Origin of the sequence: Nonomuraea sp. NPDC049141, assembly GCF_040648415.1 — a bacterium.
Classification (GTDB): domain Bacteria; phylum Actinomycetota; class Actinomycetes; order Streptosporangiales; family Streptosporangiaceae; genus Nonomuraea.
Genome location: NZ_JBEZDR010000002.1, coordinates 560,571 through 566,765, shown reverse-complemented (window position 1 = coordinate 566,765; position 6,195 = coordinate 560,571). Strand labels below are relative to the sequence as shown.

The window sequence follows — 6,195 nt, the reverse complement described above, 5'->3', positions numbered from 1 at the left end:
TCCGTCGGCGCTACACGCCCCGTCCCATTGTCGGGGACCTGCTGCCCAGGCGGGTCTGTCGGCGCCACACGACCCGTCCCATCATCCGGAACCTGCTGTACCGGCGGATCCGTCGGCGCTACACGCCCCGTCCCATTGTCGGGGACCTGCTGCCCAGGCGGGTCTGTCGGCGCCACACGACCCGTCCCATCATCCGGAACCTGCTGCCCAGGCGGATCCGTCGGCTTGACCGCCGCCGCGTCGCCGGTTGAGCGCGTCCCTGTGTCCGTCGCCTGGCAATCCCCGGTTTCGGTCGTGCCCGACGGCGTGTCGGTCACGGTCGACGGCGTGTCCGCCGTCGCGACCGTGTCGGCTGTCGAGCCTGAGATGTCGTGTACGGACGGGGTGCCGGTCGCGGAGTCCCCGGTGGACGGGGTGTGGGCGGAGGAGACGCTGCCAGAGTCGATCGTTCCCGGCTGGCCGTCGGGACTGATGTGCATGGCCGCCCACTCGCCTTTGTCGTACTCGCCCGCCGGTACCTCCACGGTCGGCATGTCGATCGGCTTGATGTCGCGCGCATGGTCCACCACCGTCGACAGCGCGTCCGGGTTCAGCGGCTTGGCATCGACGGACACCACGTCGCTGCCGTCATTGGCCCAGGCGTTGACGTCCGTACCGTTCGTGGACGGGGCATCCGCACCGTTCGTGGACGCGGCGTCAGTCGGCGAGGGCATGTCGGCGGGCTGGACCTTGTCGAGGTTGTCGAGCAGGTCCCGCAACGCCTCGGCCGTGGGCGGATCGATGGGCACCTGGAGCACCTTGACGCCGTCAACCACGACGACCTGCGGTTTGTGCGGGTCGGAGTCGTCGGGGTGGTCCTTGGCCGGAGTGTCGATGATCCCACCGTCGGAGTCGGCCCCGCGATCGCGCCTACTGGCGATGTCGTCGTCCTTGGGCTCGTCGCCGCTGTCGGTGCCAGGCGTGATGTTCTCGACGTCCGGCTTGTCATCACCCGTCTTCGCGTCGGGCTTGTCTTCCCCGGTCTTCGCGTCCGGTTTGTCGTCGTCGCAGCTCTTGGCGTCCGGCTTGTCGTCGCCAGTCTTGGCATCGGGCTTGTCGTCGGTCTTCGCGTCCGGCTTGTCGTCACCCGTCTTCACATCGGGCTTGTCGTCGGTCTTCGCGTCCGGCTTGTCGTCACCCGTCTTCACATCGGGCTTGTCGTCGCCAGTCTTCGCGTCCGGCTTGTCGTCGGTCTTCGCGTCCGGTTTATCATCGCCCGTCTTGGCGTCCGGCTTGGAGTCGTCGGAAGGGGTGCCGTCGTCGGCCCGCGGGTTCTCGTACTTGGACCGCTCGTCCCCGCGGTCCTCCTTGGGCTGGTCGTCCTCCTTCGCGTCACCGCCCACCGTAGGCGCGGCGTCCTTGCTCTGATCCCCCACCCGCGGATGGTCGGCCTTCTTCTCCAGAAGTCCGAGCCGGGCCGTCACGTCGCGAACCATGACCTCAGCCGCATCGGCCACCTGGACCGGCCGGTGGGTGGTCTGGGTGGCCAGACCGGCCCCGCTCATGACCTGCCCGACACGCCCCTCAACCGACCGCATCTGCGTGACCGCGTGCTTCACCTCGGCCAGCAGGTCACGGACCAGCTTGGGATCCATCCCGTCGAACTTGCCCATGGGTCACTCCCGGACGTCGCGCCGCTCCGGACTTCACCGTAAGGGCCTGCCGGCGTCGCCGCAGCCGGGATAAGCAGACGGTATTGGTCATCCGTTCCACCCAGGCCGAACACACCGGACGTACGACCGGATGCACGGACCGTACGGGCGGACCGGGCAGGGGGCAGTTGACAGGCCAGCCGGACTGACCGGGCAGACAAGGCGAACCGGGCGGGAAGGCCCGACCGGACAAACCCGGCGGATGGCCGGCGCGAGTCAGACCAGCCACGCGAGCCAGTCGGCAGACCGACCAAACAGACGAACCGGGCGGACAGACAGGCCAGGCGGTCAGTCGTCCGTGGCGACGTAACCGATGATGCCGCGTAGTTTCTGCACCGGGATCGCCCCCCGCCTCAGCATCCGCGGCACGGCCGTGGTCAGGTCGAGGATCGTGGAGGGTGTGTTGTCGGTGGTCTTGCCGCCGTCGAGGTAGACCGCGACCGAGTCGCCGAGCTGCTCCTCGGCCTCCGCCGCCGTCATGGCGGCCGGCGCGCCCGAGCGGTTGGCGCTCGAGACGGCCATCGGCCCCGTCTCCTTCAGCAGGTCGAGCGCGACCGGGTGGAGCGGCATGCGGAGCGCGACCGTGCCCTTGGTGTCGCCCAGGTCCCAGGACAGCGCCCGGTTGGCCTTGCAGACCAGCGTGAGCGGCCCGGGCCAGAACGCGTCGATGAGGTCCTGACCGTACGGGCCCAGGTCGTCGACCAGGGCGTTGGCCGCTCGGACGGTGCCGACCAGGACCGGCGGCGGCATGTCACGGCCGCGGCCCTTGGCCTCGAGCAGGGCGGTGATCGCCGCGGGTGTGAAGGCGTCGGCGCCTATCCCGTACACCGTGTCGGTCGGCAGCACCACCAGCTCGCCGCGGCGTACGGCGGAGGCGGCCTCCGTCAGACCCTCGGCCCGCTGCTCCAGGTCCGTGCAGTCAAAGCGTCGTCCCACGGTCTTATCGCCTCACTCCGCTCGGTGGCGAGCGCCGCTCTCGAGGCCTCCCCCATGCTTCGGTCAGGAGAAGGCCGCGCCGCTCGCGTGCATCCTAGTCCTGGCCGAGTCTGGCCGTGACAAAGCGGTCCCTGCGCGTCAGATCCTGCCGCAGGCGTACGTCGCGCCAACCGTTGTCTTCGGGGAACGTCAGGTAGACGGCCCTGCCCTGCTCGTCGGCGTGTTCGACGGACACCCAGCCACCAGGGCGCAACAGGCGGCGCGCGGTACGTTCGACCGCGCGTACCTCGCCGAGCCCATCGTCTCCGGTGCCGTAGAGGGCCCGCGTGGGGTCGTAGTCGCGCACCTCGGGGTCGCGCGGGATCGCGCCGGGAGGGATGTAGGGCGGGTTGGAGATGACCAGGTCTACCTTGCCGTTGAGCTCGGGTAGGGCTTCGGCCAGGTCGTCGGGGTGCAGGTGGGTGCGGCCCTGACCGTGTTCGGAGATGTTGCGCTTGGCCCAGCCGTACGCGTCGGGGTCGACCTCGACCGCGTGCACCTCGGAGAGCGCGACCTCCTGGGCGATCGACAGCGCGATCGCGCCGGAACCGGTGCCGAGATCGACGACCAGGGGCGCGGTGACATCCATCGCGCGCAGCGTCTCGATGGCCCAGCCCGCCATGACCTCGGTCTCGGGGCGTGGCACGAACACGCCGGGCCCGACCGCGAGCTCCAGGTAGCGGAAGTAGGCGTGGCCGGTGATGTGCTGCAGCGGCTCGCGGGCCTCGCGCCTGGCGACGCCCTCCCAGAAGAGGGCGTCGAAGTCGGCGTCCTTGACCGTGTGCAGCTCGCTCCTGCGCACGGCGTGGACGAATGCCGCGATCTCCTCCGCGTCCGTACGAGGTGAGGGCACACCTGCCTCGGCCAGCCGTGCGGTGGCGAGGGCGATTTCGTCCAGCAGAAATGTCATGAGTGTTGTGCGAGCTTCTCCGCCATCTCGGCGTCAATGAGGGCCTGGGTGACGGCGGTGAGCTCGCCGTCGAGAACTTGGTCGAGGTTATACGCCTTGAAGCCTACGCGGTGATCCGAGATGCGGTTTTCCGGGAAGTTGTAGGTGCGGATCCGCTCGGAACGGTCGACGGTGCGGACCTGCGACTTGCGTTCGGCCTGCGCGGCGGCCTCGGCCTGCTCCTGGGCGATGGCCAGCAGCCGGGCGCGCAGGATGCGCAGCGCCGACTCCTTGTTCTGGAGCTGGCTCTTCTCGTTCTGGCAGGAGACCACGGTGCCCGTGGGCAGGTGGGTGATGCGGACCGCGGAGTCGGTGGTGTTGACGCTCTGGCCGCCGGGGCCGCTGGAGCGGTAGACGTCGATGCGCAGGTCGTTGGGGTCGATCTGGACCTCGACGTCCTCCGCCTCGGGGTAGATGAGCACGCCCGCGGCGCTGGTGTGGATGCGGCCCTGCGACTCGGTGACGGGCACCCGCTGCACACGGTGTACGCCACCCTCGAACTTGAGCCTGGACCACACGCCCTCGTCACCCTTGGCCTTGATCGCGACCGTGACGTCCTTGTAGCCGCCCAGGTCGGAGTGCTGGGTGTCGATGATCTCGGTCTTCCAGCCGATCCGCTCGGCGTACCGCAGGTACATGCGGAGCAGGTCGCCGGCGAACAGCGCGGACTCCTCGCCGCCCTCGCCCGCCTTGATCTCCATGATGATGTCTTTGTCATCGTTGGGATCACGCGGGATCAGCAGGTGCTGCAGCCGCTCTTCGAGGCGCGGGATGCGCTCCTCGATCTCGGCCGCCTCCGCGGCGAACGCCTCGTCCTCGCTCGCCAGCTCCTTGGCGGCGGACAGGTCGTCGCGAGCCGACACGAGCTCCCGGTAGGTGCCCACGATCGGGGTCAGCTGCCGGTAGCGCCTGCCGAGCGTACGGGCCTTGTTCTGGTCTGCGTGCACGGCGGGGTCGGCGAGCTGCAGCTCCAGCTCGGAATACTCCTTGAGCAACTCGTCGAGATTCACCGTGCGTCCTTCTTGTGGGGTGTAACGGTCTCTTCACCAAGAACGCCGACCCGGCGCACGTGCGTGCGTCCGAGTCGGCGTCGGTGAAGCTAGTTGTTGCCCGAGGACTTCTTGCCGAAGCGCTTCTCGAAGCGCGCGACCCGGCCGCCGGTGTCGAGGATCTTCTGCTTGCCCGTGTAGAACGGGTGGCAGGCCGAGCACACATCAGCGTGGATGCTGCCGTTCTTGGCAGTGCTCCGGGTGGTGAACGTGTTGCCACAGGTGCAGGTCACCTGGGTCACGTTGTACGCGGGGTGGATGTCGGGCTTCATTGCTGTCCTTTCGAGGTGCGGTCGCCGGGTCGCCAGAAGTCGCGATCAAACGCGGGCGGGAGCCGGAACCGCTGCGGGTCAGCTACCAGTGTGCCAGATGCTGTAACCGTCCCAGGCCACCAGGCATTCCCGGATCCTTATAGCGCCATCACTCAGGTCACATTAGGCTCCGGCGCACAAACCATTACTTTCATCACCATAAGGACTGCGATCAGATGAAGAAGAGGCTGCGGTCGCTACTCGCGACCGCCACGGGGGCCGCGCTTCTCCTCGGATGCGTGAACCTCTCGGCCGCGCATGCGGCCAGTGCCGGCAGCGATTTCAACGGGGCTGCCACGTCGGACGCGTTCATCCCGGTCGACAGGGACATCGACGTCAGCGTCACCCTCAGGCTGAAGGACCCGGCGGCCGTCACGGCGACCATCACCGGCAGCATCACGCCGCCCGGCAGGGCGGGACGTGACGTGTCCTTCGACTTCAGGCCGTCTTCGGCGAGCAAGGACACGGAGACCGTGATCACCGGCAGCTTCAGCATCGGCAAGGACGATCCCGCCGGCGACTGGCGGCTGAACGTCAGGGTCCCGCGCGCCGGCGGCACCGGGAGCAACGACTTCGTGCTCCCGGTCTCCGGCAAACAGGGCATCACCAGCGGCGGCGTCACGCCGAACCCGGTGCACCTGCTCAAGGGCAAGGACGTCAAGGTCTCGGTGAAGGCCTCGGTGAGCGACGCGGACTCGGTTTCCGCCAAGCTCGTCAGCGAGGAGTCCAACGAGTCCTTCGATCTGGGCGACCTGGACCGCGGCTCCGACGGCTACTACCGCGGCAGCACCTTCTTCAGCGACGACACGCCTCCCGGCGACTGGACGCTGGAGGTCTACGCCAACCGCGGCGGCCAGACGGTCAAGGGCGTCAGCTCCTTCACGGTCGTCGCCCCGGTCGGCGGCGCCTCGAAGAAGGCCAAGGTCAGGGTCACGATCAAGGCCCCGGCCAAGGTGCGGAAGGGCGCGTCCGTCAAGGTCTCCGGCAAGGTGTACAGAGGCTCCAAGGCCTATCCGAAGAAGAAGGTAGAGGTCTACTTCAAGGTCAAGGGCACCAGTACGTACAAGCTCCTGCGCTTCGCCAAGACGGACTCGACCGGCAAGTACGCCAAGTCCTTCACCATCAAGAAGGACGGCTACTTCCGCGTCAAGGCGCCCGGCACGAGCAAGACCCGCAGCGCCCTGTCGCCGCAGGAGTTCGTGGACGTCAGGTAGTCGTCG

The 6,195-nt window shown here is 68.2% G+C and carries 5 protein-coding genes and 1 pseudogene; 1 reads left to right on the top strand and 5 read right to left on the bottom strand.

What is annotated here, in order from left to right; all coding sequences use genetic code 11:
• From AB0B91_RS07430 to rpmE, 5 genes and pseudogenes are all read right to left on the bottom strand, one after another.
• Positions 1-1,652 (bottom strand): annotated as a pseudogene (locus AB0B91_RS07430) (hypothetical protein); the annotation flags it as partial.
• A 327-nt stretch (positions 1,653-1,979) separates the two neighbouring features.
• Positions 1,980-2,627: an L-threonylcarbamoyladenylate synthase gene (locus AB0B91_RS07425; RefSeq protein ID WP_358317092.1), complete on the bottom strand. Its 648-nt coding sequence runs from the start codon at positions 2,625-2,627 to the stop codon at positions 1,980-1,982.
• A 94-nt stretch (positions 2,628-2,721) separates the two neighbouring features.
• Positions 2,722-3,576, bottom strand: coding sequence for a peptide chain release factor N(5)-glutamine methyltransferase (gene prmC, locus AB0B91_RS07420; protein WP_214641709.1), 855 nt, complete (start codon positions 3,574-3,576; stop codon positions 2,722-2,724).
• Positions 3,573-4,625 (bottom strand): peptide chain release factor 1, encoded by a 1,053-nt coding sequence (gene prfA, locus AB0B91_RS07415; protein ID WP_358317090.1) that lies wholly within the window; start codon positions 4,623-4,625, stop codon positions 3,573-3,575. The genes prmC and prfA overlap by 4 nt, the downstream gene beginning before the upstream one ends.
• An 89-nt stretch (positions 4,626-4,714) precedes the next feature.
• A complete protein-coding gene (gene rpmE, locus AB0B91_RS07410; RefSeq protein WP_358033467.1) occupies positions 4,715-4,936 on the bottom strand; it encodes a 50S ribosomal protein L31 in 222 nt (73 codons plus the stop codon).
• 215 nt (positions 4,937-5,151) lie between these two features.
• On the opposite strand from rpmE, the gene AB0B91_RS07405 reads away from it, so the two are divergent.
• Entirely contained in the window at positions 5,152-6,189 is a 1,038-nt protein-coding gene (locus AB0B91_RS07405; protein WP_358317088.1) for a hypothetical protein, read from the top strand.
• Positions 6,190-6,195: the final 6 nt, after the last annotated feature.

What these genes read in the sequence shown, in the direction of transcription:
- rpmE (WP_358033467.1), bottom strand. Translation starts at nt 4,936, where the DNA reads ATGAAGCCCGACATCCACCCCGCGTACAACGTGACCCAGGTGACCTGC.
- AB0B91_RS07405 (WP_358317088.1), top strand. Translation starts at nt 5,152, where the DNA reads ATGAAGAAGAGGCTGCGGTCGCTACTCGCGACCGCCACGGGGGCCGCG.
- prmC (WP_214641709.1), bottom strand. Translation starts at nt 3,576, where the DNA reads ATGACATTTCTGCTGGACGAAATCGCCCTCGCCACCGCACGGCTGGCC.